We start from the raw sequence: 24244 nt of genomic DNA on the forward strand, positions 1-24244 counted from the left end.
GGGCCGAGGAGGAGCTTCGATGACGACGGGACGTAACGAACGGTGAAGTACTACGCGCGGCGGCTCACGTTCTACGTGATCACCCTGTGGGCCGCCATATCCCTCAACTTCTTCATCCCCCGGCTCATGCCGGGCAACGCGGAGGACATCTTCCGGGCCAAGATGGCCCGCAAGGGAGAGCTCACCCCCGCGATGGAGAAGAGCATCCAGCTCCTCTTCGGCTCCGACGACCAGTCGTCGTTGTGGGACCAGTACCTGCGGTACTGGAACAACCTGCTGCACGGTGACCTGGGGACGTCCATCACCAAGTTCCCCGCCCCGGTGTCCGAGCTCATCGGTCAGGCCCTGCCGTGGACCATCGTGCTCGTGGGCCTGGCGACCGTGCTGTCCTTCGTCATCGGCATCTCGCTGGGCGCGTGGGTCGGCTGGCGGCGGGGTACCTGGGTGGACGGGATCATCCCGGCGTCCACCCTCCTGCAGTCCGTGCCGTACTTCTGGCTCGCCCTCATCCTCATCGCGGTGTTCTCCGTGAACCTGGCGTGGTTCCCGATCATCGGTGGGTACGACACGTTCATGTTCCCGGACGGGCCCGTGGCCACGTGGGAGTTCTTCTCGAGCGCGGTCTACCACGGCTTCCTGCCTGCGCTGACGATCGTCCTGTCCTCGGTGGGCGGCTGGCTCCTCGGCATGCGCAACATGATGGTCTCGACGCTGTCCGAGGACTACATCACCACGGCCGAGGCCAAGGGCCTGCGTCCCTTCCGGGTCCTCACGACCTATGCCACGCGGAACGCGGCGCTGCCCTCGCTCGCCGGGTTCAGCGTCTCGCTCGGCTTCGTGGTCGCGGGGTCGATCGTCATGGAGCAGGTCTTCACCTACCCCGGTGTCGGGAAGCTGATGATCAACGCGGTCCAGGACAAGGACTTCGCTCTCATGCAAGGGGTGTTCCTCGTCATCACCGTCACGGTGCTCGCGGCGAACTTCCTCATGGACCTTCTGTACGGCTTCATCGACCCGAGGGCTCGGCACAATGGCTGACGACGACATCCGCACGCGGGAGTTCGTGACCCCCGCCACCAGCTCGTCCCCGGTCGCCGAGGCGGTGGCCGACGGGATCGCGCCCAGCATCCGCACGGACGGGCTCGTGCCCGACGTCCCGGCGTCCGACGGCGACGTCCCGTCTGCCGCGCTCGCGGCCGACGCGCCGGTCACCGCCCCGCCGCGCCGCGGCTTCCGCGAGATGCTCCCGCGCAGGTCCGGCAAGCTGGTCGTCGGTCTGGTGCTCACGATCGGCATCGTGCTGTTCGCGGTCATCGCACCGTTCGTCACCCAGGACCCCTGGAACTACGACAACCCGGTGTTCGAGCCGCCCAGCGCGGCACACCTGCTGGGCACCAACAACCTCGGTGCCGACCTCTTCGCGCAGCTCGCGGAGGGCGCGGCCGGCTCGTTGACCGTGGGGCTCGTCGCGGGGGCCATCGCCGTGGTGCTGTCGCTGTTCTTCGGGATCGTGGCCGGCTACGTCGGCGGCTGGACGGACGAGGGCCTGTCGCTCGTCACCAACGTCATGCTCGTCATCCCGGGCCTCCCGCTGGTGATCGTGATCGCGAGCTACATGGAGAGCCGCAGCATGTGGATCATCGCCGTGGTGCTGGGCCTGACGAGCTGGGCGGGATCGGCGATCGTGCTGCGCTCGCAGGCCAAGTCGCTCCGGAGCCGCGACTACGTGGCGGCCTCCCGCGTCGCGGGCGAGAAGCCGCTGCGGATCATCACGGTCGAGATCCTCCCGAACCTCCTGCCGCTCCTCGCCGCGCAGTTCCTCTTCGCGGTGGTGCTCGCGATCCTCGCGGAGGCGGGCCTGTCCTACCTCGGTCTCGGCCCGTCGGGTGCCATCACGTGGGGGACCATGCTCAACCAGGCCAGCCAGCACAACGCGTTCACGATCGGCGCGTGGTGGTGGTTCGTGCCGCCGGGCCTCATGATCGCGCTGTTCGGCTGCGGCCTCTCGCTCATCAATTTCAGCATCGACGAGATCATCAACCCCAAGCTGCGCACGGCTCCGGCCGCCGTCAAGAGCGTCCGCCAGGCGCGCAAGGCGCAGGTCCGCGGCGAGGGCGCGCACCCGGCCCCGGCGCAGGACGCTCCCGTCGACGGCGACGACACCGGCGGGAACGCCTTGGAGAAGGAGAGGGTGAACGCATGAGCACCGCGCTCACGACCGGTCCTCTGACCACCCCCGACCACGCGGAGGCGATCGCGGGGCTGGCTCCGGTCCTCACTGCCCGCAACGTCTCGATCGAGTACGAGGTCTCGCCGCCGGTCAAGGCCGTCAGGGACGTCTCGCTCACGCTCCACCGGGGCGAGATCCTCGGCCTGGCCGGGGAGTCGGGCTGCGGCAAGACGACCCTCGCCTACGGGATCAACCAGCTGCTCAAGCCGCCTGCCCTGCGCACCGCAGGTGAGATCGTCTTCCACGACCAGGACGGCACGGACGTCGACGTCGCCGCGCTCGAGGGCGACGCGCTGCGAGCCTTCCGGTGGGACAAGATCTCGATGGTCTTCCAGGGAGCCATGAACTCCTTGAACCCGGTCATCAGCGTGAGGTCGCAGCTGTTCGACGTGTTCACCACGCACCGCCCCGACATGTCGAACGCGGAGAAGCTCGAGCGCAGCCAAGAGCTGCTGCGGCTCGTCGGGGTCGACCCGGCGCGGCTCAACAGCTTCGCGCACGAGCTGTCGGGCGGCATGCGCCAGCGCGTCATGATCGCCATGGCGCTCGCGCTCAACCCGCAGGTCATGATCATGGACGAGCCCACGACCGCGCTCGACGTCGTGGTGCAGCGAGGCATCCTCCGCGAGATCATGCGGCTGCGCGAGCAGTTCAGCTTCGCGGTCGTCTTCATCACGCACGACCTGCCCCTGCTCCTCGAGATCAGCGACCGGATCGCGGTGATGCGCCACGGCGAGATCGTCGAGCTCAACACGTCGGCCAACATCTTCACCAGGCCGCAGCACGAGTACACGCGCAAGCTCCTCGCCTCGTTCCCCAGCCTCACCGGGGAGCGCGGGTCGTTCGTCAGAACCGGTGAGAGCACGGAAGGGGAAGCGTCGTGAGCACCCTCGAGGTCAAGCACCTCACCAAGGACTTCCGCGTGCGGGGCGGCGGGGCGGGCAGGAAGTTCCGCGCGGTCGACGACGTCTCGTTCACGCTCGAACCCGGTCGGACGATCGCCCTGGTCGGAGAGTCCGGCTCGGGCAAGTCGACCGTCGCCCGGATGATCTCCAAGCTCGAGACGCCGACGTCGGGCGAGATCCTGATCGACGGTCGCACGAGCGCGACGCGGGGCCGACGGCTCGCGACGTACCGGCGCGACGTGCAGATGGTCTTCCAGGACCCGTTCGCCTCGCTCAACCCGTTCCACACGATCGCGCACCATCTCGAGCGCCCTCTCCGGCTGCACGGCAAGGCGAAGGGGCGGGCGGAGATCGATGCCCAGGTCCACCAGCTCCTCGAGCGGGTCAACCTCACGCCCGCGTCGATCGTGGCGGCGAGGCGACCGCACGAGCTCTCCGGGGGCCAGCGGCAGCGGGTGGCGATCGCCCGTGCGCTCGCTCCCGGAGCCCGCTTCCTGGTCGCCGACGAGCCGGTCTCGATGCTGGACGTCTCGATCCGGTTGTCGGTGCTGAACCTCCTGGCGCGGCTGCAGCGCGAGGAGAGCCTGGGCGTCCTCTACATCACGCACGACCTCGCGACGGCTCGCCACTTCAGCGACGAGATCATCGTGATGTTCCGCGGGAAGATCGTCGAACGTGGGCCGTCGGACGAGGTCATCCTCAACCCGCAGCACGACTACACGAAGCTCCTCCTGGGGGCGGCGCCCAACCCGGAGAACCACGGGCGGCTCCGCGAGGAGGTGCGCAGAGAGCTCGCGTCGGCGTCGGCAACCTCGGGGGATGCCGGTGCGGTGCGCGACCGCTTCGGCACGGCCGACCTCTGAGGTCGGCCGTCACGGCGGTGCCGGTGGCGAGCAGGCGACCGGCAGGACGAGGAACGGTCCCGGGCACAGCCCGGGGCCGTTCCTCTGTCGCCGGGCCTGGCCGTGGCGACCTCGCCCGCGAGGCCGCCCGCGAGGTCGCCCGGCTCTGGCGTCCGACGACCCGGTCGCGCCGCCGTCCGACGCCCGGAGCGACGGCCTAGAGTCGGTTCGTGCCCACCAGGAACCTGCGCATCGCGCCCACCACCGCCCCTGTCCGGCCCGCGGTCGACCCGGTCCTCGCCGCGCTCGCGTCGTTGCGCGCCGAGATGGAGATCCCCGCGGAGTTCCCGCAGGACGTGCTCGACGACGCCGCGGCCGCGGCTGCGACCGACGTGTCGTCGGGGCGTGCGGACCTGCGTGCCGTCGGCTTCGTGACGATCGACCCGCCGGGGTCCATGGACCTGGACCAGGCCGTCCACCTCGAGCGCGCCCCCGGGGGATTCCTCGTGCGGTACGCGATCGCGGACCTCGGGGAGTTCGTGACCCCGGGGGGTGCGCTCGACGCCGAGGTCAACGAGCGGGGCATGACGCTCTACGGCCCCGACGAGCGCACCCCGCTGCACCCGGAGGTGCTGTCCGAGTCCGCTGCGAGCCTCCTGCCGGACGCGGACCGGCCCGCCGCCGTCTGGCACGTCGGGCTCGACGCGCGCGGGGAGATCGTCTCCGCGCGGGTCGAGCGCGCCCTCGTGCGCAGCACGGCCCGACTCACCTACGAGGAGGTCCAGGCGCGCCTCGACGCCGGTGACGCGGGGGAGATGCTCGACCTGCTCCGCGAGATCGGGTTGCTGCGCGAGGCGCGTGAGCGCGAGCGGGGCGGGGTGTCGCTCAACGTGCCCGAGCAGGACGTCGTGGTGCACCCGGACGGGACGTTCGGGCTCGCGTTCCGCTCGACGCTGCCGGTCGAGGGGTGGAACGCCCAGATCTCGCTGCTGACCGGGATCGCGGCGGCGCAGCTCATGCGCGCGGGTGGCGTCGGGATCTTCCGCACCCTGCCCGCGGCGGACCCGCGCGACCTCGCGCGCCTGCGGCGCACGGCCCGGGCGCTGGGGATCGACTGGCCCAAGGACGTCCCGTACGGCGACCTGCTGCCGACGCTCGACTCGGGCAGCTCACGGCACGCCGCGTTCCTCAACGAGGCGACGTCGCTGTTCCGGGGAGCCTCGTACGCGCCCTTCGGTGGGGTGGGGCAGCCTCAGGAGGTGCCCGACGACGTCGCGCACGCCGCCATCGCGGCCGAGTACGCGCACGTGACCGCACCGCTGCGCCGCCTGGTCGACCGCTACGGCACCGAGATCTGCCTGGCGCTCAGCGCGGGGACGCAGGTCCCGACCTGGGTGCGCGAGGCGCTCCCCGGCCTGCCGCGGACCATGGCTCGTACGGGACAGAGGGCCGGCTCGTACGAGCGGTCGAGCGTCGACGTCGTCGAGGCCGCCCTGCTCGCGGGCCGCGTGGGCGAGGAGTTCGACGCGGTCGTGGTCGACGTCGAGAACGACGACGAGCGCCGACGCCGCGCGACCAAGGACGCCGAGCGGGCCGCGAGGGCTGCGAAGGCGTCGGTCGACAGCGGGTCGGACGCCTCCGCGGCAGGCGATCCCGCTGCCGGTGCGGACGCCCCGGCGGAGGCCGCCTCGGCGGAGGCCGGCCGCGACCTGGTCCGCGGCCAGGTCGTGATCGCCGAGCCCGCGGTCCGGGCGAGCGTCCAGGGCGTCGGCCTGCCGCTCGGCGAACCCGTCCGGGTGCGGCTGCGCGAGGCGTCGATCGAGCTGCGACGGGTCGGTTTCGACCTGGTCTGACGCCCCGCCCCGTCGAGTGCATGATTCCGCCGCGAAACGCCCGGCGAGTCGCAGCGCAATCATGCACTCGGCAGGGGAGAGGGGAGGATGGACCTATGCCTCCTCGTCGCCGCACCGACCCGGCCGTCGGCCGCACCGCCCTGGCCGCCTGGCAGGACGGCGTCGCCGGCCGCCCCGAGGTCACGACCGCCGTCCGCTTCACGCTCGAGGAGCTCGCCGAGGTCTCGCCGGGCCACGCGGTCGAGGTCCGCGTCCCCCCGTACGGGGCGGTCCAGGCCGTCGAGGGTCCGCGGCACACGCGCGGGACCCCGCCCAACGTGGTCGAGACGGATCCCGAGACCTGGCTCGGCCTCGTCACCGGCACCGTGGTCTGGGCCGAGGCCGTCGCCGACGGACGCATCAGCGCCTCGGGCGAACGGTCGGACATCTCGGGGCTGCTGCCGCTGCAGGCCGCCCGTCGCCGCGACAGGTAGGGCGAGCCGAGCGCGCGGGCCTGCGCGCCGCCGTCGGGCACTGGCACCCCTCCCGGCCAGCGGGTGAACTTCGCCCCGCGACCCGCACCCAGGAAGTTTCCAGTGTCTGCATCGTGAGATAGCGTGCCAGGACGAACGGGCGACGGCGCCCGTCGACCGGTCTACGCACGACGACGTCGCGCTCCCCGGCAGGACAGTGCCGTTCGTAGGGGGAAGCGGGCGTTCGACCGGAAGTGACCGGCCGGACACCGCGCGTTCATCAGCCTGCTGTTGGATTCCAGAGCCCGCACCTGCGCCACCCGCGCCGAGGTGGGCGCGCCGGGAACCCGGCCACGACACGAAGGAGTCAGCGTGATCGGTAGTCACCATCAGTCCCGACGCAGGAGAGGTGTGGTCGCGGCCACCCTGTCCGCGTCGCTCGTCGCCACGGCGGCGTTCAGCACGGTAGCCGCGGGGGCTGCCTCTGCTGCGGTCGACGGGTCGTCCGTCGTCATCAACGAGGCGTACCTCAACGGCGGCAGCGCCAACGCCCCGTACCTCAACAAGTTCGTCGAGCTCTACAACCCGACGAACGCGGACATCGACCTCTCGGGCTGGTCCGTCCAGTACCGCTCCGCGACGGGCACGGGTGCCTCGAACGGCGTCGTCCCGCTGTCCGGCAAGATCAAGGCCGGTGGCTACTACCTGGTCCAGGGCGCCTCGAACGGCGCGACCGGCGCGGCCCTCCCGACCCCCGACGCGACGGGCACCATCGCCCCGCAGGGGCAGAACGGCACGCTCGCGCTGGTCAAGTCTCCCTCGGCGATCACGCTGACGCCGGGCTCGCTCGTGGGCAACCCGCAGGTCGTCGACCTCCTGGGGTACGGCACGTCCAACACGTTCGAGACCGCCGCGGCGCCCGCGGGCACCGCGAACAACGTGCCCGGCTCGCTCAACCGCGCGACCGGCGCGGACACGGACAACAACTCCGTGGACTTCGCGGTCAGCAGCACCGTCACCCCGCAGAACAGCGGCGGCGGCTCGGGCCCCGGCCCGGACCCCGAGCCCGGCACGGCCAAGACCATCGCCGAGATCCAGGGCACGGGCGCCGCGAGCCCCCTCGTGGGCCAGACCGTCACGACGCGCGGCGTCGTGACCGCGACCTACCCGTCGGGCGGGTTCGACGGCCTCTACATCCAGACCGCCGGCTCGGGCGGCGACCTCGACCTCGCGACGCACACCGCGTCGGACGGCCTCTTCGTGTACTCGAAGGCCGCGGCGACGGCGCTGCAGGTCGGCCAGCACGTCGAGGTCACGGGTGTGGTCTCGGAGTACTTCGGCCTGACGCAGGTCACGCCTGCTGCCGGCGGCTGGAAGGTCCTGACGGACCCGGCAGAGGTCGTCAAGCCCGCGAACGTCGCGTACCCCGCGACCGACGCGGACCGCGAGAAGCTCGAGGGCATGCTGGTCCAGCCCGCCGGTGACTACGTCGTCGCCGACAACTACGACACGAACTACTACGGTTCGGTCGTCCTGGCGAGCGGCACCGAGCCGCTGCGTCAGCCCACGTCGGTCGGCCGCCCGGGCAGCGCGGAGGCCGCAGCCGCGGTCACCGACGCCAACGCCCGCCGGGTCAACCTCGACGACGGTGCGACGACCAACTTCAACAACGCGGCCAACAAGGCCAAGCCCCTGCCGTACCTCACGGGCGGTGCCCCGGTGCGTGTCGGCGCGCTCGCGACCTTCACGTCCCCGGTCGTGCTCGACTACCGGTTCGACGGCTGGAACTTCCAGCCCGTCACGGAGCTGACCCCGGCCAACGCCGCCGCGGTCCAGCCCGCGACGTTCGCGAACACGCGCACGGACTCCCCGGAGGCCGTGGGCGGCGACGTGACCGTGGCGACCTTCAACGTCCTGAACTACTTCACCACGACGGGCGACCAGCTCAGCGGGTGCCAGTTCTACACGGACCGCGAGGGCAACCCCATCACGGTGCGCACGGGCTGCGACGCCCGCGGCGCGGCGAACGCGACCAACCTGCAGCGTCAGGAGACCAAGATCGTCGCGGCGATCAACGCGCTCGACGCGGACGTCGTCTCGCTCGAGGAGATCGAGAACTCGAAGGCCTTCGGCAAGAACCGCGACGCGGCGCTCTCGACGCTCACGTCGAAGCTCAACGCTGCGGCCGGTGCGGGGACCTGGGCGTTCGTGCCCTCCCCGGCCACGCTGCCCGCCTCGGAGGACGTCATCCGGACGGCCTTCATCTACCGTCCGGCGGCCGTCGAGCCCGTGGGGGCCTCGGTCATCCACGACGTCGCGGCGTTCGACAACGCGCGTGAGCCGCTCGCCCAGACCTTCCGGGTCGCCGGGGGAGAGGCTGCGACGGACTTCGTCGTCATCGCGAACCATTTCAAGTCCAAGGGCTCCGGCTCGGGCGTCGACGCCGACCAGGGCGACGGGCAGGGCGCCTCGAACGCCTCGCGCGTCAAGCAGGCGACGGCGCTCGTCACGTTCGCCGACCAGGTCTCCACGGCTGCGGGCACCGACAAGGTGCTCCTTGCGGGAGACTTCAACGCCTACGCCCAGGAGGACCCGATCAAGGTCCTGACGGACGCAGGCTTCGTCGACCTCGGCCCCACCACGGGCAAGGAGACGTACCTGTTCGACGGCCTCGTCGGCTCGCTCGACCACGTGCTCGCCTCGCCGGGCGCCGCCGCGGCGGTGACGGACACCGACATCTGGAACATCAACTCGGTCGAGCCCATCGCGAACGAGTACAGCCGCTTCAACTACAACGTCTCGAACCTGTACGACACCACGGCGTTCCGCTCGTCCGACCACGACCCGATCGTCGTCGGCCTCGAGCTGGGCGGCGAGGAGCCGGGCGGGGTCAAGGAGCTCGACCTGCTCGCGATCAACGACTTCCACGGTCGTATCGACGCGAACACGGTCAACTTCGCCGGGACCGTCGAGCAGCTGCGCGCCGCCAACCCGGCGGGCACGGCGTTCCTGTCGGTCGGCGACAACATCGGTGCCTCGCTCTTCGCGTCGGCGCTGCAGGACGACCAGCCGACCATCGACGTGCTCAACGCCCTGGACCTGTCCGCCTCCGCGGTGGGCAACCACGAGTTCGACAAGGGCTTCAGCGACCTGGCCGGGCGCGTCACCGACGCGTCCGACTGGTCCTACCTGGGTGCCAACGTCTACGCCAAGGACACCACCAACCCGGTCCTGCCGGAGTACGCGGTGATCGACGTCGACGGCGTCAAGGTCGGCGTCATCGGCGCCGTCACCGAGGAGACCCCGACGCTCGTGACCCCGTCCGGGATCGCGGACCTCTCGTTCGGCGACCCCGTCGAGGCCGTGAACCGTGTCGCCGCGCAGCTGCGAGACGGCGACCCGGCGAACGGTGAGGCCGACCTCCTGGTCGCGCTGTACCACGAGGGCGCGAGCGCCGGCACGCCGGACGGCTCGTCGCTCGAGCAGGAGCTCGCCCACCAGGGCGCGTTCGAGCAGATCGTCAACGACACGGACGCGCGCGTCGCGGCGATCTTCACGGGCCACACCCACAAGCAGTACGCGTGGGAGGCGCCGATCCCCGGCACCGACAAGACCCGTCCCGTCCTGCAGACCGGGAGCTACGGCGAGAACATCGGGCACGTGAGCCTGACGTTCGACACCGCGACCGACGAGGTCACGGACTACTCGGTCGCGAACGTCAAGCGCACCACGACGCCCGCCCCGGAGCTCGTCGCGGCGTACCCGCGCGTGGCCGAGGTCAAGACGATCGTGGACGCGGCGCTCGCGCAGGCCGAGGTCATCGGTGCCCAGCCCGTCGGCTCGGTCACCGCGGACATCACGACCGCCTTCCTGGGCGGCTCGTACGTCGACGGCAAGTACAAGGGCTCGGGCCCGCTCCCGTCCACGGGTCGTGACGACCGTGCCTCGGAGTCGACCCTCGGCAACCTCGTGGCGACCTCGCTGCTCGACACGCTGGCCGACCCGGCCCGTGGCGGCGCCGACTTCGGTGTCGTCAACGCGGGTGGCCTGCGCAACGAGCTGTTCTACGGCGACGACGGCGTGATCACCTACGCCGAGGCCAACGCGGTCCTGCCGTTCGTCAACAACCTGTGGACCGTGTCCCTCACGGGTGCGCAGGTCGAGACGATGCTCGAGCAGCAGTGGCAGACCAACCCGGACGGCACGCGCCCGTCGCGCCCGTTCCTGGCCCTCGGCCTGTCGGACAACGTCAAGTACACGGTCAAGACGACCGACGTGAACGCCACCCCCGGCGACAACGTCACCTCGGTCCTCGTCAACGGCGAGCCGCTCGACCCGGCCAAGACGTACCGGGTCGCGACGTTCTCGTTCCTCGCCACCGGTGGTGACAACTTCCGGGTCTTCGCGCAGGGCACGGACGCCCGTGACTCGGGTCTGATCGACCGCGACGCGTGGATCTCCTACCTGCAGACCCACCCGAACCTCAGCCCCGACTTCGCTCGTCGCAGCGTGGTCGCGGACGGTCTGGGGACGGTCACCGCGGGCGAGTCCGTGACGGCCAAGGTCTCGCGTCTGAACCTCACGTCGCTCGGCAGCCCGCTCAACACGGGCGTCTCGGCGTACCTCGTGCCTGCGGGCACGGCGTTCGACGCGGCGAACCCGGGCACGCCGGTCGCCACGGGCACGGTCACGAACGGGGCTGCGAGCCTCGAGGTGCCGGTCCCGGCGGAGACCGCAGGGGGCGAGTACGGCGTGTACGTCGTCGCCGCCCCGAGCGGGACGGTCACGCGGCTCGCCCTGACGGTCGAGGGCGCAGACCTGCCCGACGTCGTCATGGACGGCCTCACGGCCACGACCCAGTGCGTCGCGGGTCGCGTCCAGCTGTCGGTCAAGGGCGTGAACGGCGAGTCGCTCCCGATCGACGTGCGCTACACGACCGCGTTCGGCGAGAAGAAGTTCACCAAGCTTCTCCCGGGCAAGATCGCGGCGCAGTCCTTCAACAGCCGTGCGACGTCGGTGCCTGCGGGCACGGTCCGGGTCGCGGCGTACAAGTGGCAGGACGGTCAGGGCTTCTACGAGACCTACGACCTGGCCTACCCGGCGGTCACGTGCGGCTGATGCAGCGCGTGTGACGGTCTGAACGTCGTCGGGCCTGCTCTCCTGGTCGCCAGGGGAGCAGGCCCGACGGCGTCTCACCCCCCGGGTGCGAGCCGCACCGGTGCGGCACCCACCCCGGAGCGGGCGCGGTCCGCGTCGGCCCCGGGACGTGAGGCCGGCACAGGGGATTCCCAGTGGGACGGGGTACTGTCGGCGCGTGAGCACGAGCACCCCCGACCCCGACGTGAACGAGACCCCGACCGGCCTCGACGCCGCTTCGACCCCGGAGGCCGGCTCGACCGGCGCCGCGGGCCGTACCGACCCGGAAGCGGTCGGCGCACCGCGCGACGACGCGAACGAGGGCCTTCGTGGCGACGAGGTCGAGATCGAGTCGGTCATCGACCCGACGACCGTCCGACGCGCTCCGCGCTACAAGGCCTTCTTCCTGACCGGCGCCCTGGCAGGGATCGTGCTCGGCCTGGCGATCGGCATCTCGTGGCTCGTGTCCCCCGCGGCGAGCGGTGTCCTCAAGCCCGGTGTCTACCTCAGCGTGATCGTGCTGGGGACGACCACGCTCACGACGCTCGTCGCGGGCGCGCTCGCGATCTGGGCCGACAAGCGCAGCCTGCGCCGCTGACATCCTCGACGTCGTGACCGCGGCGGCTCGTCGAGAACTCGGGCCTGCCGTCATGCTCGACCGGTGATCTCCTCGTGGGCGGACTGCCCCGGCGGGCAGGCCGTCCGCGTCACGAGCCGGCGACCACCGGTGCGGGATCGTCCCCGGGATGCCACGTCTGGCGGACCAGCTGACGGAACCGGACCCCCGCCGGCATGCCGGCGACCACTGCGGCAGCTCCGAGGAGCGCGATCGCGACCGACACCGCACCCGTGGCCCCGATCGTGCTGCGGTACGCCGCCAGCGGGTGCGCGGGATCGCCCGTGACCTGGAGCAGCGCCAGGACCGCCGGGACGACGACGGTCGCGAGCCCGAGGACCAGGACACCTCCCGCCCAGAGCAGGGGCGGTCCGTCGAGGGCCCGCCGGACGAGCGCGTCGTCGGGCCGCCACGTGCCCGCGTCGTCGGCCAGCGCATGTCTGCGCAGCGCGCGGCGTTCGCGGACCCTCACGACGGTGGTCGCCACGAGGGCGAGCAGGAGGACCGCCGACCCCGCCAGCGCGAGCACGGCCCCTGCCGTGATGAGCACGTCGATCGCCACCTCCCCCGCCTCGTCGAAGTACCGGGTGTCGGCGTTCTTGCCCGGCTTGCGGAGGTAGACCGCGACGATCCCCACGACCGGTCCCGCCCCGAGCAGGACGCCGCCGACGACGGTCAGCGGCTTCTGGGCCCTGGCCGCCAGGCGGTGCAGCCTGCCGAGGTCGATCGTCCGCTCGTCGGCCGGGCGGAGACGCTTCTCGGTGCGCACGGCGCTCCGTACGACCTCGTCGTTCCAGGCCTGCCTCGGCCGGTCGGTCAGGGCCGTCCACGCCCGCCGGCCCCGGCCTCTCAGCCCGGACAGTGCGAACCCGACGAGCACGGTCAGGAGAGCCGACCCGGCGAGGACGGTGAGCCCGACCGCCACCATGTCGCTCGCGAAGATCATCACGGGCGCCACCAGGAGGACGGCGACCCCGACGGCGACCAGGAGGGCGACGCACAAACCGACGAGAGGTGTCGTGGGGGTGGCGTCGTCGGCCAGCGCGCGAGCCCGAACCGTGCGCACCGGCACGTGCTCGGGAGCCGTGCCGGCGAGCGCGTCGAGCCTGCGCGCGAGAAGTGTGCGTGACGCGGCGCTCGACAGGGCGTACAGGACGCCGCCCGCGGCGGGGACCGCGCACACGTAGATGATCGAGGCCCGGCTGACCGGGTCGAGGTGCAGGTCTCGCCAGACGTCCGGGAACCCCTCCTCGAGCGTGAGCCAGGTGCCGAGGAGGACCAGGAAACCGAGGCCGGCCGAGTACAGGACGGTCCTCGAGATCGTCAGCAGGCCGTCGGCGAGGACCTGTGCGCGGCTCGGCGCGGGTTCGACGAGCCGGAGCGTGCTCGTCGGGACGCGTCGCCCGAGCAGCGCGATCGTCCTGCCGGGGGAGCCTTCGGGGGAGTCGGTCACTGCGCGAGGGTAGCGACCACGGCGCTGCCCGTACAGGGGCGAGGCCTCCTCGGGGCGACCGGTCCATCTCTCGATCGCGGCTTCTGGCGAACGGCGACCGTATGGGAGACTGGAGCCGTGGCCCCCCGCGGAGATGGACTTCTTAACCACGACCTCATGCCCGGCGAGAAAGGCCCCCAGGACGCTTGCGGCGTCTTCGGTGTCTGGGCGCCCGGCGAAGAGGTCGCCAAGCTTGCCTACTTCGGTCTGTACTCGTTGCAGCACCGCGGTCAGGAATCAGCCGGGATCGCGACCAGCAATGGTGAGCAGATCCTCGTCTACAAGGACATGGGACTCGTCTCCCAGGTCTTCGACGAGCGTGCGCTGAACGCCCTGACCGGACACATCGCCGTCGGGCACTGCCGGTACTCCACCACGGGTGGGGTGACCTGGGAGAACGCCCAGCCGACGCTCGGCGCGACGTCCGCCGGGACCGTCGCCCTGGGCCACAACGGCAACCTGACCAACTCGGCCGAGCTCGTGAACCTCGTCGCCGAGCGCTACGGCGCCCAGCGCCGGGGCGAGCTCGCGCGTGGCAACACGACCGACACGGCGCTCATCACCGCGCTGCTCGCGGGCGACGACGACCACTCTCTCGAGGACACCGCGATGGAGGTCCTCCCTCGTCTGCGCGGTGCCTTCAGCCTCGTCTTCATGGACGAGAAGACGCTCTACGCGGCGCGTGACCCGCAGGGCGTGCGCCCGCTCGTGCTCGGACGCCTCGAGCGCGGCTGGGTCGTCGCGAGCGAGACCCCGGCGCTCGACATCGTGGGCGCCTCGTTCGTCCGGGAGGTCGAGCCCGGCGAGCTCATCGCGATCGACGGGGACGGCCTGCGTTCGCAGCGCTTCGCGCCGGTCGAGCGCGCCGGCTGCGTCTTCGAGTACGTCTACCTCGCACGCCCGGACACCTCGATCAACGGCCGCTCGGTCCATGCAGCGCGTGTCGAGATGGGGCGCCAGCTGGCCCGCGAGCACGGCATCGAGGCGGACCTCGTGATCCCCGTCCCCGAGTCCGGGACCCCTGCCGCGGTCGGGTACGCGCAGGAGTCGGGCATCCCGTTCGGGCAGGGCCTGACCAAGAACGCCTACGTCGGACGCACCTTCATCCAGCCCTCGGACACCCTGCGCCAGCTCGGCATCCGGCTCAAGCTCAACCCGCTGCGCGACGTGATCCGTGGCAAGCGCCTGGTCGTCGTGGACGACTCGATCGTCCGCGGCAACACGCAGCGCGCACTGATCCGCATGCTCCGCGAGGCCGGGGCGGCCGAGGTCCACGTCCGGATCAGCTCCCCGCCCGTCAAGTGGCCCTGCTTCTACGGGATCGACTTCGCGTCCCGCGCCGAGCTCATCGCGAACGGCCTGTCCCCGGACGAGGTCGGCGCCTCCCTGGGCGCGGACACCCTCGGCTACATCTCGGAGGAGGGCATGATCGCGGCGACCGAGCAGTCGGCGTCGCAGCTGTGCACCGCCTGCTTCACCGGGAAGTACCCCATCGAGCTGCCCCCGGACGACCAGCTGGGCAAGCACCTCCTCGAGCAGGCCGAGCTCCCGCTCGGTGCACCGGAGGACGGTCTGCGCTCGCTCTCCGTGGGAGTGGGCGGCGGGACCGCCCTCGACCATCCCTGACCCCGTACGACGCACCGCCCGGACACCGGGCGCGCCGCAACCACCAGGAGTTCATTCGTGTCTGAAGGTCTCACGTACGCCGCAGCCGGTGTCGACACCGAGGCGGGCGACAAGGCCGTCGAGCTGATGAAGGACGCCGTGCGACGCACGCACGGCCCCCAGGTCCTCGGAGGAGTGGGCGGTTTCGCCGGGCTCTACGACTTCAGCGAGGTCGCGACCTACACCAAGCCGCTGCTCGCGACGTCGACCGACGGCGTGGGCACCAAGGTCGCGATCGCGCAGGCTCTGGACATCCACGACACGATCGGCTTCGACCTGGTCGGCATGGTCGTCGACGACATCGTCGTGGTGGGCGCCAAGCCGCTGTTCATGACGGACTACATCGCGTGCGGCAAGGTGGTACCGGAGCGCATCGCGGGCATCGTCCGCGGCATCGCGGCCGCGTGCGAGGTCGCCGGCACGGCGCTCGTCGGCGGCGAGACCGCCGAGCACCCGGGCCTCCTGGGCGAGGACGAGTACGACGTCGCGGGCGCAGCCACCGGGGTCGTCGAGGCGGACCGCCTGCTCGGCCCCGAGCGCGTCCGAGAGGGCGACGTCCTCATCGCGCTGGGTTCGTCCGGCCTGCACTCGAACGGCTACTCGCTGGTGCGTGCGGTCGTCAAGCACGCGGGCTGGGAGCTGGACCGCGAGGTCGAGGAGTTCGGCCGCACGCTGGGCGAGGAGCTCCTCGAACCCACGCGCGTCTACGCGAGCGACTGCCTCGCCCTGGCGCACGACGACGCCGCGCAGGTTCACGCGTTCACGCACGTCACGGGTGGCGGGCTCGCGGCGAACCTCGCCCGCGTCCTGCCGGCAGGCCTCGTCGGCACCGTGGACCGCGGCTCGTGGGACGTCCCGCCGGTCTTCACCGTGGTGCGCGACCTGGGCAACGTGCCGCGTCGCGACCTCGAGAACACGCTCAACCTGGGCGTGGGCATGGTCGCGATCGTCGGAGCGGACGGTGCCGACGCGGCGCTCGCCCGGTGCGCCGAGCTGGGCCTTCCGGCCTGGGTCCTGGGGACGGTCAGCGCCCTCGACGAGTCGACCACGGCCTCCTCGCTCGGCGAGGACCTCGTCGTGGGTACCAAGGGAGTCCACGCCGGCGCCGTGCGCCTGACGGGTGACTACCGCAACTGAGCGCAGGTACGACGAAGGCGCGTCCTTCTCGCTCGGGCCCTGGAGCCTGGGGGAGAAGGACGCGCCTTCGTCGTACGGGGAACGCCTCGCGGGTCGGTCGGTCGACTGACGAACTCGCGATCATACCGATCTGCGGTCCCCTGGGGCCTGCTGGTCGCAGGGGGTCGAGATCGTGTCAGCGGTCGTCGGACCAGCCGGCGAACGGCTGGTCGTAGTCTCCGTTGTTGTCCTCGGAAGACCTCGCTCCGTAGCGAGGATCTGTCGCGAGATCCGTGTGGCTATGACCGGTGAGCTCTTGTTCGAGAGCTTGATAGTTCGTCTCGGGGCTGTAGTACTTCAGCGCACGAGCGACCTTGGTCTGCTTAGCCTTCTGACGGCCGCGGCCCATGGCTCCGACCCCCTCAACGTAGAAGCGGGGCGGCAACGTACTCAGACGTGCGGCCCCGGGGTGTTGTTTCGTCTGTTCAGAGTCCAACGGTACATGCTCGGGATACATTCCAGCCACTCGGATGCTCCGAACGGGTGCCTTGTCACACTGTCTCCACACAACGACGTGGCCGCGAGGGTGCCTCATGCCCCCGGCGGGCCCGGACGAGCAGGGCTCGCGAGGGTTGCGCGGGGAGTGTCTCGAGGGTGTCCCGGCGCCTCGCCGAGCGTCGACCGCGACGGTCCTCGGCGGGACCGAAACACCTGTACCGGCCATACCCCGTCTAATTCACCCTGTCTGCCAAGTCGCCCAAAATCGTCATGCTGCGACAATAGAGGGGCTAGCGCAGTGCTGTCGTCGCGTTCCGACGTCACCGTCGGACCAGCCAGTCGCTAGGAGGAGGTGCAGTGATGTCCGTCCATGGAGAGTCCGAAGTTCTGCTCACACCGGCCGAGGTCGCGAGCCTGTTCCGCGTCGATCCCAAGACCGTCACTCGCTGGGCCAAGGCCGGCAAGCTGTCGTCGATCCGGACCCTCGGGGGGCATCGGCGCTACCGCGAGTCCGAGGTTCGCGCGCTGCTCGGTGCCGCGAGCGAGAACGCCGAGGGCGTCGACAAGGGCTGACCGACGGCGCGGTGGACACTCCTGCGCCCAGCCCACGCTGTCGGTCCGTTGAGGAGCTCCGGGACCCGTTTCCCGGTGCTCCCCGTCGCGTCCGCAGCCTCTTCACTTCGACCAGCCGACAGCCCGGCGCCACCGGCGCCGGGCTCGTTCGTGCCGGGGCCCGTCAGGACCTCTTGCGGAGGATCGCGGCGACGACCAGGGCGACGATCGCGATGGTCCCGGTGACGAGGATCTTCACGTTGCGCGCCCGTACCGGGTCGTGCTCGGGTAGCCCGCCGCCCGTGAAGAAGGTCCCCGTGTCTGCTGCCGCCTGCTTGGTCTGGTGCGCGACGTTCGCGGCCTGGGTGCGCGGGTCGAGTCGCGTCGTGAGCTCGTCGATCGTGCTCGCGAGCTCGGCCCGGGTCCGTGCGATCTCGGCTTCCAGCTCGGCCTGGGTCGGTTCGGTGCTCACGGGCGCAGTCCTTCCTTGACGGTGGCGACGTCTTCCTTGAGGTTGGCGATGGTCGACTCGGGGGTCGGCGGCATGCCCTTGGTCAGCTGCTTCTTGCCCACGAAGGCCAGGAGGCCGGCGACCAGGAGCAGGACGACGCCGACGATCAGCGCGGCGAGCCACAGCGGGACGGCGTGCGCGAGGCCGACCATGGCCGAGTGCAGGAGGAAGCCGAGCGCGTACAGGGACAGGACGCCGGCGACGACGAACATCCCGATCCCGATGCCTGATCGGGCGGCCTTGGTCGTCAGCTCCTTCTTGGCGAGCGCGATCTCCGTGCGGACCAGGCGGGTGGCCTGCTCCGACATCTGCTCGACGAGCTTGCCGATCGAGGGCTTCGGGTTCGGGGGAGGCGTCTGCCCGTCGTCCCAGTCGCTCATGGTGCTCACCTTCCTGGCGCGTCCGGCCGGAGCGCCCGTGCACGCAGGGGATGCCTGCGGCTCGAAGAGTCGTTCTTCATGTCCCACTCAACCGGTCAACGGCGTCCAGGGCAATTCCGCGCGCCGGGGGTGCGAGCAGGAGTTCGGTGTGCGAGGAGCCAGGGAAGGCCCGGGCTCCTCGTGCCCGACGTCGTCGCGCTGCTCGTGCGGATCGACCTGTCGACGGCACCGGGATGTCGCGAAGGGTTGCAGGGAACGACGAAGCCCCACCTCGTGTGAACGAGATGGGGCTTCGTGGAAGTGGCTCCGACCGGCGTCGATCCGGTGACCTTTCGATTTTCAGTCGAACGCTCTACCAACTGAGCTACAGAGCCTTGACACGAAAGCCCGGTCATGATGACCGGGCAGCCGCTGTCGAGCGACCCTGACGGGACTTGAACCCGCGACCTCCGCCGTGACAGGGCGGCGCGCTAACCAACTGCGCTACAGGGCCTTGCGTGAGTTTCTCCCGGCCTTTGCCGTTCGAACCTCGAGAATCGTATCTCACTTCCGGGCCGATCCGTTAATCGGATCTTTCCGAGTACCCCCAACGGGATTCGAACCCGTGCTACCGCCGTGAAAGGGCGGCGTCCTAGGCCGCTAAACGATGGGGGCCTAGTTTCCTGGACAACCCGTACCGCCTACGGGGCACGAGTCGCCGAGAGACCTCCGTCAGCATACGGGGAACTGGGGGCGCGGTGCAAAACGGCACGATCTCGGGGCTGCGGGCACCCGACCTCGCCTCGCCGCCGGCGCCGGTGGGGGTGTCGCGCCCGGCCGCGGGGGAGGATGGTGCCTGTGGTGGAGATGACGCGCGAGGACTTCGAGGACGCGGTGCGCGATGCGCTCGACGAGATCCCGGAGGAGCTGGCCGAGCAGATGGACAACGTCGTGGTGCTCGTCGAGGACGACGCCCCCGACGACGACCCCGAGCTCCTCGGCCTCTACGAGGGTGTGCCCCTCACCGAGCGTGACCTCATGTGGGCCGCGGGCGCTCTTCCGGACCGGATCACGATCTACCGGCGTCCCACGCTCGCGATCTGCGAGACCCGCGAGGAGGTCGTCGAGGAGGTCGTCGTCACGGTCGTGCACGAGATCGCCCATCACTTCGGCATCGACGACGACCGCCTGCACGAGCTGGGCTGGTCCTGAGGGGCCGGTGCCCGCACCGTCGGCACCAGGGCTTTCATTCATCGTCGATCGGCGATAACATCGGCACATGACGATGAGACGTGAGGCGACGCCTCGGACGCACGTCCGCTCGCGGAGCGCCGCAGCGACCGCAGCGGGCGTGGAACCGGTCGACGCGGACGGTGCGCCGGTCGCCGAGCATCCTGTGCAGGCCTGCGAGCCGCCGGTGGTCGGGCACGACCACGCGGCTGTCGCCCGCCTCCTGCACGCCCTCGCCGAACCCCACCGCCTCTCGATGGTCCACCTCCTGGCGCGCGCAGAGCACCGCGTCGTGGACCTGACGAGCGAGCTCGGGCTCGCACAGTCGACCGTGTCGGTCCACCTCGCGACCCTCCGTGACGCCGGACTGGTCGACGTTCGTCGCGAAGGGCGGTCCTCCTGGTACCGGCTCGCGCGGCCCGAGGTCGCGCACATCCTGGCCGATGCCGAGCGCGTCGTCGAGGCGACGAGAGGCGGTGCGCGGTGAGCGGTCACTCCCACTCCCACTCCCACTCGCACGGCGCGGCGACCGCGACGGGCGCGCACCGCCGTCGGCTCGTGATCGTCCTGGCCATCACGCTCGGCGTCATGGTCCTCGAGGTCGTGGGTGCCCTGGTCTCGGGATCGCTCGCGCTCCTCGCGGACGCGGGGCACATGCTGACCGACGCGACCGGGATCGGGATCGCCCTGTTCGCGAGCTGGCTCGCGACGCGCCCCGCCTCGGCGACCCGGACCTTCGGGTGGCAGCGTGCGGAGATCCTCGCAGCCATGACCAACGCGTTGATCCTCGGGGTCGTCGCGGTGCTCGCGATCGTCGAGGGCGTCTCGCGGGTCCGTGCACCCGACCCGCACGTCGAGGCCGGCCTGATGATCGGGGTGGCGGTCGTCGGGCTCGTCGCGAACGTGGTCGGTCTCCGCCTCCTGTCGGCCGGTCAGGGTGAGAGCCTCAACGTGCGGGGCGCCTACCTCGAGGTGCTCGGAGACCTCCTGGGCTCGATCGCGGTGATCGTCGCCGGGGTGCTCGTCGCGCTCGGCTTCGCGTGGGCCGACGGCCTGGCCTCGGTCGCGATCGGCATCATGATCCTGCCCCGCGCGCTGATGCTCCTGCGCGAGGTCGCCGCGGTGCTCCTCGAGTCGACGCCCGCGGGGGTCGACCTCGAGAAGGTCCGGACGCACATCGAGGGCATCCCCGGGGTCGTCGGGGTCCACGACCTGCACGCCTGGACCATCACGTCGGGGGTCCCGGTCATGTCGGCCCACGTGGTCGTCGAGGCCGAACGGCTCGAGCGTGGCGAGGGGACGGCGGTGCTCCAGCGGCTCAAGGAATGTCTGGGCGGACACTTCGACGTCGACCACTGCACGTTCCAGATCGAGCCTCCCGAGATGCAGGAGACCGAGTCCTCGGTCCACCTGTGAGCCCTCCGCGTCTCGCTGGTGGCCGCGCACCCGGGGGCTCGAGGCCGAGCAACTAGGCTGCCCCCATGACGATTCTGGTGACCGGCGGAGCGGGATACATCGGTGCGCACGTGGTGCGCCTGCTGCAGCAGCGAGGGGAGAAGGTCGTCGTGGTCGACGACCTGAGCACGGGGCAGGAGGGGCGCATCGGGGGTGCGCCGCTCGTGCGGCTGGACGTCTCCGGCCCGGAGGCGGTCGAGGTCCTGACCCGGACCCTGACCGAGCACGAGGTCACGGCCGTGGTGCACTTCGCGGCCCGCAAGCAGGTCGGCGAGTCCGTCCAGAAGCCCGCCTGGTACTACCAGCAGAACGTCGGTGGCTTCACGAACCTCGTGACCGCGATGGAGGCTGCCGGCGTGGACCGCCTGGTGTTCTCGTCCTCCGCGGCGACCTACGGCATGCCCTCGGTCTCGATGGTCGAGGAGAAGCTGCACGCCGAGCCCATCAACCCCTACGGCGAGACCAAGCTCATCGGGGAGTGGCTCGGCCGGGCGGCGAGCCGCTCGTGGGGTCTGCGGTTCGTCGCGCTGCGCTACTTCAACGTCGCCGGCGCCGGCTGGCCGGACCTGGGCGACCCTGCGGTCCTCAACCTCGTCCCCATGGTCCTCGACCGCCTCGAGCGGGGCGAGCAGCCCAAGATCTTCGGCGACGACTACCCGACGCCGGACGGCACGTGCATCCGCGACTACATCCACGTCCTGGACCTCGCCGAGGCGCACCTCGTGGCACTGGGCTACCTGGACGAGGACGAGCGGGCGTACGACGTGTTCAACGTCGGCACCGGCACGGGCTCCTCGGTCCGCGAGGTCATCGACGAGATCGGCAAGGTCTCGGGCCTGGACGTGACCCCGGAGATCCTCCCGCGCCGCGCGGGCGACCCGCCCCAGCTCGTCGCGTCGCCCGAGCGCATCAACAAGGTCCTCGGCTGGACCGGTACCCAGGGGCTCGAGCAGATCATCTCCTCGGCCTGGGAGGCCTGGCAGGCCGGGCCGCGGCGCATCGACGTCTGAGCCGTCCGAGCCGTCTCGGGCACTCCCCGAAGGGGCCCCCTCGCACCGTGCGAGGGGGCCCCTTGGCGTACGGCGCTGACACGGCCCCAGATCCTCAGTATGCTGAGCAAAATACTCAGTGCGCTGAGGAATCGAAGGGTGGGCCATGTCCGGAACCAGCACGACCATCGACGACGTCGCCGAACGGTCGGCGTCCGGGACGTCCCCGCACGGGCCAGGCGCTGCCGTCGTGGCGCCACCAGAGGGCACTCTCGATCACGACCACGGCCGCGGACCCCTCACCCACGACACGTTCGCCCTCCACCTCGACGAGGCGCTCGCGGCCACGCGAACGGTGCTCCACGAGCACCTCGTCCAGGGCGCGGCGAGCGCCGCGACCGGCGGGCGACCGGTCGTCGACCTCTGGACCGACCTCGCGGACCAGGTGGGCGGAAAGCTCGTGCGGCCCCGGCTCACGCTCGCGGCCTACCTCGGGCTCGGCGGACGAGACCTCGGCGCCGTGGCCCCCGTCGCCGCGGCCCAGGAGCTGCTGCACACCGCGATGCTCGTGCACGACGACCTGCTCGACCACGACGAGACCCGGCGCGGGCGCTCGAACCTCGCCGGGGCGACCCGATCTCGGCTCGCTGCCGCGGGGACAGACGGCTCTCGCGCCGACGTCCACGTCCAGGCCGCCGCCCTGCTCGGGGGCGACCTGGCGATCGCCGGCGCGTTCGACCTCGTCCTGAGCTCCACGGCGACCCCCGGCGAGAGGCTCGCGGTGACCGCACAGCTCGTGCGCGCGGTCCAGGTCGCCGTCGCGGGCGAGGTCCTGGACGTCTCGGGCCCGCTGCTTGCGCCCGGTGACGTGGACCCCGCGCTCGTGGCCGAGCTCAAGACCGCGACCTACACGTGCGTCGTGCCGCTGGCCTGCGGGGCGATCCTCGCGGGCGCCGACGCGGCGTCCCGCGCGAGCCTCGAGACCTACGGCCGAGCGCTGGGCGTCGCGTTCCAGCTGGTCGACGACCTGCTCGGGGTCTTCGGCGACCCTCGGGTCACGGGGAAGTCCGCTCTCTCCGACCTGCGCGAGGGCAAGCGCACGCTGCTCCTGGCCTGCGCCTACCGGGGCGCCGAGCCCGCAGACGTCGCTCTGCTCGACCAGCACGTGGGGCGGGCCGACCTCACCGAGGCGGGAGCCGCCGTCGTGCGGGACGTCATGCGCCGCACCGAGGCTCCCGACGCCGTCCGGGCGAGCGTGGCGCACCACCTGGACGAGGCGCGGGCCGCGGCCGCCGAGCTGCCCGCCCCCCTGGGGCGGTACCTGCTCGACCTGGCCGACTCGTTCGCCGACAGGGCTGCCTGAGATGCCGACCGGCAAGCGGCCCTCACCGGCGGCCGTCGAGGCTCGCGGGGCGCAGATGCTGTACGACCGTACTGCCGCCCGCGCGAGCCGGGCGGTCCTCACGGGGTACTCGACCTCGTTCGGGCTGGGCTCCAGGCTGCTCGGCAGTGCCGCTCGCCGCGACATCGACGCGGTCTACGGCCTGGTCCGGGTGGCCGACGAGGTCGTCGACACCCGCCGTGGAGAGGGGGCCGACGAGCTCCTGACCGGTCTCGAGGAGGAGACCGCCCGCGCCCTCGCGAGCGGCTACTCGACCAACCTGGTGGTCCACTCGTTCGCGCGCACGGCACGGCGCACGGGGATCGGGCACCCCGAGATCGACCCGTTCTTCGCCTCGATGCGCATTGACCTGACGGTCCAGGTCCACGACAAGGCCAGCTACGAGCAGTACGTCTACGGCTCGGCCGAGGTCGTCGGACTCATGTGCCTCGCGGTCTTCCTCAACGCCGGGCGACGCCCGGGCGACCCGGTCGTGCGGGCGAGCGACGCCGTCGTGCACGGTGCGCGCGGCCTGGGCGCCGCGTTCCAGAAGATCAACTTCCTGCGCGACCTGCGCGCGGACCACGAGGACCTGGGCCGCAGCTACTTCCCCGGGATCACCCCCGCGGACCTCACGCAGGAGGACGTCGACGCGATCCTCGCGGAGATCGGGAGCGACCTCGACGCGGCCCGTGCCGCACTCCCGTCGCTGCCGCGCCGTGCCCGGATGGCCGTCGCGGCGACCCTCGCGCTCTACGACACCCTGCTGGGCAGGCTCGCCTCGACGCGGCCCGAGGACCTGCTGCGCGCCCGGGTCCGTGTCCCCGACCCGGTCAAGCTCGTCGTCGCGGCCCGTGCGGTCGCCCGTGAGACCCTGCGACGAGACGTCCCCCTCCCCTTGACCGCCGCACCGACCGCACGCTCGACGACCCGAGGAGCCCCGTGACCCACGCACCGCCCGA

The 24244-nt window shown here is 71.3% G+C and carries 21 protein-coding genes and 3 tRNA genes; 17 read left to right on the forward strand and 7 right to left on the reverse strand.

Annotated elements, in window-relative coordinates; translation table 11 throughout:
- Window positions 1-42 precede the first annotated feature (42 nt).
- The 8 genes from H9641_RS17235 to H9641_RS17270 all read left to right on the forward strand — a co-directional run bounded on the left by H9641_RS17235 (window position 43) and on the right by H9641_RS17270 (window position 12016).
- Complete coding sequence (locus H9641_RS17235; RefSeq protein WP_191805657.1) at window positions 43-1038, forward strand: ABC transporter permease; 996 nt, start codon at window positions 43-45, stop codon at window positions 1036-1038.
- Window positions 1031-2203 carry an ABC transporter permease gene (locus tag H9641_RS17240; protein ID WP_225220645.1) on the forward strand — a complete coding sequence of 391 codons (1173 nt, stop codon included), beginning with the start codon at window positions 1031-1033 and terminating at the stop codon, window positions 2201-2203. The genes H9641_RS17235 and H9641_RS17240 overlap by 8 nt, the downstream gene beginning before the upstream one ends.
- Complete coding sequence (locus H9641_RS17245) at window positions 2200-3114, forward strand: ABC transporter ATP-binding protein (RefSeq protein WP_191805658.1); 915 nt, start codon at window positions 2200-2202, stop codon at window positions 3112-3114. The genes H9641_RS17240 and H9641_RS17245 overlap by 4 nt, the downstream gene beginning before the upstream one ends.
- Window positions 3111-3998: an ABC transporter ATP-binding protein gene (locus H9641_RS17250; protein ID WP_191805659.1), complete on the forward strand. Its 888-nt coding sequence runs from the start codon at window positions 3111-3113 to the stop codon at window positions 3996-3998. Before H9641_RS17245 ends, H9641_RS17250 begins: the two co-directional genes overlap by 4 nt.
- 209 nt (window positions 3999-4207) lie before the next feature.
- A complete protein-coding gene (locus H9641_RS17255) occupies window positions 4208-5830 on the forward strand; it encodes an RNB domain-containing ribonuclease (protein WP_318244663.1) in 1623 nt (540 codons plus the stop codon).
- Window positions 5831-5925: 95 nt separating this feature from the next.
- Window positions 5926-6303 (forward strand): sterol carrier family protein, encoded by a 378-nt coding sequence (locus H9641_RS17260; RefSeq protein ID WP_191805660.1) that lies wholly within the window; start codon window positions 5926-5928, stop codon window positions 6301-6303.
- A 390-nt stretch (window positions 6304-6693) separates the two neighbouring features.
- The gene (locus tag H9641_RS17265) at window positions 6694-11400 is read left to right on the forward strand and encodes an ExeM/NucH family extracellular endonuclease (RefSeq protein ID WP_191805661.1); all 4707 of its coding nucleotides are present in this window, start codon (window positions 6694-6696) and stop codon (window positions 11398-11400) included.
- Window positions 11401-11596: 196 nt separating this feature from the next.
- A complete protein-coding gene (locus H9641_RS17270; protein WP_191805662.1) occupies window positions 11597-12016 on the forward strand; it encodes a hypothetical protein in 420 nt (139 codons plus the stop codon).
- A 109-nt stretch (window positions 12017-12125) separates the two neighbouring features.
- Here H9641_RS17270 and H9641_RS17275 read toward each other — a convergent pair whose 3' ends face one another.
- Entirely contained in the window at window positions 12126-13487 is a 1362-nt protein-coding gene (locus H9641_RS17275; RefSeq protein WP_191805663.1) for a hypothetical protein, read from the reverse strand.
- Window positions 13488-13604: 117 nt separating this feature from the next.
- Here H9641_RS17275 and purF point away from each other — a divergent pair, with 117 nt between their 5' ends.
- Both purF and purM read left to right on the forward strand, forming a co-directional pair.
- Window positions 13605-15152, forward strand: coding sequence for an amidophosphoribosyltransferase (gene purF / locus H9641_RS17280; protein WP_191805664.1), 1548 nt, complete (start codon window positions 13605-13607; stop codon window positions 15150-15152).
- A 57-nt stretch (window positions 15153-15209) separates the two neighbouring features.
- Window positions 15210-16328, forward strand: coding sequence for a phosphoribosylformylglycinamidine cyclo-ligase (gene purM / locus H9641_RS17285; protein WP_191805665.1), 1119 nt, complete (start codon window positions 15210-15212; stop codon window positions 16326-16328).
- A 175-nt stretch (window positions 16329-16503) separates the two neighbouring features.
- On the opposite strand, the gene H9641_RS17290 is transcribed toward purM, so the two are convergent.
- Entirely contained in the window at window positions 16504-16803 is a 300-nt protein-coding gene (locus tag H9641_RS17290; protein WP_369800640.1) for a DUF3073 domain-containing protein, read from the reverse strand.
- A gap of 362 nt (window positions 16804-17165) precedes the next feature.
- Between H9641_RS17290 and H9641_RS17295 the strand changes: the two genes are divergently transcribed.
- A complete protein-coding gene (locus H9641_RS17295; RefSeq protein WP_030151000.1) occupies window positions 17166-17378 on the forward strand; it encodes a BldC family transcriptional regulator in 213 nt (70 codons plus the stop codon).
- A gap of 163 nt (window positions 17379-17541) precedes the next feature.
- On the opposite strand, the gene H9641_RS17300 is transcribed toward H9641_RS17295, so the two are convergent.
- From H9641_RS17300 to H9641_RS17320, 5 genes are all read right to left on the reverse strand, one after another.
- Complete coding sequence (locus H9641_RS17300; protein WP_191805666.1) at window positions 17542-17829, reverse strand: DUF3618 domain-containing protein; 288 nt, start codon at window positions 17827-17829, stop codon at window positions 17542-17544.
- Window positions 17826-18248, reverse strand: a complete 423-nt coding sequence (locus H9641_RS17305; RefSeq protein ID WP_191805667.1) for a phage holin family protein — start codon at window positions 18246-18248, stop codon at window positions 17826-17828. Before H9641_RS17305 ends, H9641_RS17300 begins: the two co-directional genes overlap by 4 nt.
- A 301-nt stretch (window positions 18249-18549) precedes the next feature.
- Window positions 18550-18622 (reverse strand) — tRNA-Phe (locus H9641_RS17310).
- 45 nt (window positions 18623-18667) lie between these two features.
- Window positions 18668-18741, reverse strand: a tRNA-Asp gene (locus tag H9641_RS17315).
- Window positions 18742-18829: 88 nt separating this feature from the next.
- Window positions 18830-18902, reverse strand: a tRNA-Glu gene (locus H9641_RS17320).
- A gap of 174 nt (window positions 18903-19076) precedes the next feature.
- Here H9641_RS17320 and H9641_RS17325 point away from each other — a divergent pair.
- From H9641_RS17325 to H9641_RS17350, 6 genes are all read left to right on the forward strand, one after another.
- Window positions 19077-19439, forward strand: coding sequence for a metallopeptidase family protein (locus tag H9641_RS17325; protein WP_191805668.1), 363 nt, complete (start codon window positions 19077-19079; stop codon window positions 19437-19439).
- A 67-nt stretch (window positions 19440-19506) separates the two neighbouring features.
- On the forward strand, window positions 19507-19944 hold the full coding sequence (locus H9641_RS17330) for an ArsR/SmtB family transcription factor (RefSeq protein ID WP_225220647.1): 438 nt from the start codon (window positions 19507-19509) through the stop codon (window positions 19942-19944).
- Complete coding sequence (locus H9641_RS17335) at window positions 19941-20873, forward strand: cation diffusion facilitator family transporter (protein ID WP_191805669.1); 933 nt, start codon at window positions 19941-19943, stop codon at window positions 20871-20873. The genes H9641_RS17330 and H9641_RS17335 overlap by 4 nt, the downstream gene beginning before the upstream one ends.
- A gap of 65 nt (window positions 20874-20938) precedes the next feature.
- Window positions 20939-21922: a UDP-glucose 4-epimerase GalE gene (gene galE / locus H9641_RS17340; protein ID WP_191805670.1), complete on the forward strand. Its 984-nt coding sequence runs from the start codon at window positions 20939-20941 to the stop codon at window positions 21920-21922.
- A 145-nt stretch (window positions 21923-22067) separates the two neighbouring features.
- A complete protein-coding gene (locus tag H9641_RS17345; RefSeq protein ID WP_191805671.1) occupies window positions 22068-23264 on the forward strand; it encodes a polyprenyl synthetase family protein in 1197 nt (398 codons plus the stop codon).
- Between the two features lies 1 nt (window position 23265).
- Window positions 23266-24228: a phytoene/squalene synthase family protein gene (locus H9641_RS17350; RefSeq protein ID WP_191805672.1), complete on the forward strand. Its 963-nt coding sequence runs from the start codon at window positions 23266-23268 to the stop codon at window positions 24226-24228.
- Window positions 24229-24244 lie beyond the last annotated feature (16 nt).

It is taken from the genome of Oerskovia merdavium (genome assembly GCF_014836755.1).
GTDB lineage: Bacteria > Actinomycetota > Actinomycetes > Actinomycetales > Cellulomonadaceae > Oerskovia > Oerskovia merdavium.

What these genes read in the sequence shown, in the direction of transcription:
- H9641_RS17305 (WP_191805667.1), bottom strand. Translation starts at nt 18,248, where the DNA reads ATGAGCGACTGGGACGACGGGCAGACGCCTCCCCCGAACCCGAAGCCC.
- H9641_RS17325 (WP_191805668.1), top strand. Translation starts at nt 19,077, where the DNA reads ATGGTGCCTGTGGTGGAGATGACGCGCGAGGACTTCGAGGACGCGGTG.
- H9641_RS17330 (WP_225220647.1), top strand. Translation starts at nt 19,507, where the DNA reads ATGACGATGAGACGTGAGGCGACGCCTCGGACGCACGTCCGCTCGCGG.
- H9641_RS17295 (WP_030151000.1), top strand. Translation starts at nt 17,166, where the DNA reads ATGTCCGTCCATGGAGAGTCCGAAGTTCTGCTCACACCGGCCGAGGTC.
- galE (WP_191805670.1), top strand. Translation starts at nt 20,939, where the DNA reads ATGACGATTCTGGTGACCGGCGGAGCGGGATACATCGGTGCGCACGTG.
- H9641_RS17345 (WP_191805671.1), top strand. Translation starts at nt 22,068, where the DNA reads ATGTCCGGAACCAGCACGACCATCGACGACGTCGCCGAACGGTCGGCG.
- H9641_RS17350 (WP_191805672.1), top strand. Translation starts at nt 23,266, where the DNA reads ATGCCGACCGGCAAGCGGCCCTCACCGGCGGCCGTCGAGGCTCGCGGG.
- H9641_RS17240 (WP_225220645.1), top strand. Translation starts at nt 1,031, where the DNA reads ATGGCTGACGACGACATCCGCACGCGGGAGTTCGTGACCCCCGCCACC.
- H9641_RS17245 (WP_191805658.1), top strand. Translation starts at nt 2,200, where the DNA reads ATGAGCACCGCGCTCACGACCGGTCCTCTGACCACCCCCGACCACGCG.
- H9641_RS17260 (WP_191805660.1), top strand. Translation starts at nt 5,926, where the DNA reads ATGCCTCCTCGTCGCCGCACCGACCCGGCCGTCGGCCGCACCGCCCTG.